Origin of the sequence: Roseospirillum parvum, from assembly GCF_900100455.1 — a bacterium.
Lineage (GTDB): Bacteria > Pseudomonadota > Alphaproteobacteria > Rhodospirillales > Rhodospirillaceae > Roseospirillum > Roseospirillum parvum.
The window spans coordinates 1-1,421 of the sequence record NZ_FNCV01000036.1 but is presented as its reverse complement, the minus strand read 5'-3'; the positions used below and the strand labels follow the sequence as shown (position 1 = coordinate 1,421).

The following is a 1,421-nucleotide window of genomic DNA, read 5'->3' as shown; positions in this document are numbered from 1 at the left end:
CGAGGACGTGTTCTAATGCCGCGCCGTCGTACCCGCATCCCTCTGAACGTGTATCTCAACAACCGGCTCGTCGGGCGTCTCAACCGCGAAAGCAGTGGCGCAATCGACTTCACCTATGACCGGAGCTGGCTGGATTGGGAACATGCGCTGCCGGTGTCCCTCTCCCTGCCCCTTCGCGAGGATCGCTATATCGGCGCGCCCGTCGCGGCTGTCTTCGAAAACCTGCTGCCCGACTCCGACGCGCTGCGGAAGCGGGTCGCCGAACGTGTCGGCGCGACCGGCACCGATGCCTATAGCCTGCTTGCCGCTATCGGCCGCGATTGCGTCGGGGCGTTGCAGTTTCTGCCGGATACCCTATCCCCGGACGATATCGCACAAAGCACCGGCAAGATCGAAGGGGAGTCCGTCGATGAAGAGGATATCGGCCGGATACTGAACAACCTGGCGCGCGCGCCGCTCGGCCTCGATGAAGACGACGCCTTCCGAATATCCGTGGCGGGCGCACAGGAAAAAACCGCCCTGCTCCGCTATGAAGGGCGCTGGCTCAAGCCAATCGGCACGACGCCGACGACGCACATCTTCAAGCCGCAAATCGGCCAGCTCCCGAACGGGATCGACCTCTCGAACAGCGTCGAGAACGAATTCTATTGCCTGCAACTGATGAAAGCCTTCGGGCTGCCGGTGAACGAAGCGCGTATCGAGAGCTTCGCCGGAAAGAAGGTCCTGGTGATCGAGCGCTTCGACCGGCGTTGGGCGCGCGACGGCCGGTTGCTTCGCCTGCCGCAAGAGGATTGCTGTCAGGCGCTCTCAGTCCCGCCAACCATGAAATATCAGAACCAAGGGGGGCCAAGCATTCCGGCTATCGTCGAACTATTGAAAGGCAGCGACCAGCCCGAGGCCGATCAGCTCGCCTTCTTCAAGGCCCAGATCATTTTCTGGCTCATCGGTGCGACCGACGGCCATGCGAAGAACTTCTCGATCTTCCTCACACCGGGCAGCCGCTATCGGCTGACGCCCTTCTATGATGTGCTCACGGCGCAACCGAGCCTCGACAACCATCAGATTCAGCGCAAGCAAATGAAGCTGGCGATGGCGATTGGCGACAAGAACCGATACCGGATCGAGGACATCATGGGCCGTCACTTCGTCCAAACGGGCGCGAAGGCAGGAATGGCGAAGCGCCTGACGATCCAGGCGATATCCGATATCAGCGAAGCAGCCGAGAATGCACTGAAGGCGGTAGAAGCCCGCCTACCGAAGGACTTCCCCGCCGCCATCCATGAGTCGGTTAGCACCGCCATGCGTGAACGCGCCCGCCGTCTCGAACTGAGAGTCTGATTCGAAACTCCGTGAAGGATATCAGGGCCTTGCGAGAAGGCGGGTGACCCGCCGAATGTGGGCGAGAAGGAGCCATGTTTCGG

At 61.3% G+C, this 1,421-nt stretch carries 1 protein-coding gene; it reads left to right on the top strand.

Features of this window, described 5'->3' with window-relative positions; genetic code table 11:
• The coding region (locus tag BLR95_RS15395; RefSeq protein ID WP_342720148.1) for a type II toxin-antitoxin system HipA family toxin at positions 1 to 1,338 on the top strand (1,338 nt) is incomplete at its 5' end.
• Positions 1,339 to 1,421: the final 83 nt, after the last annotated feature.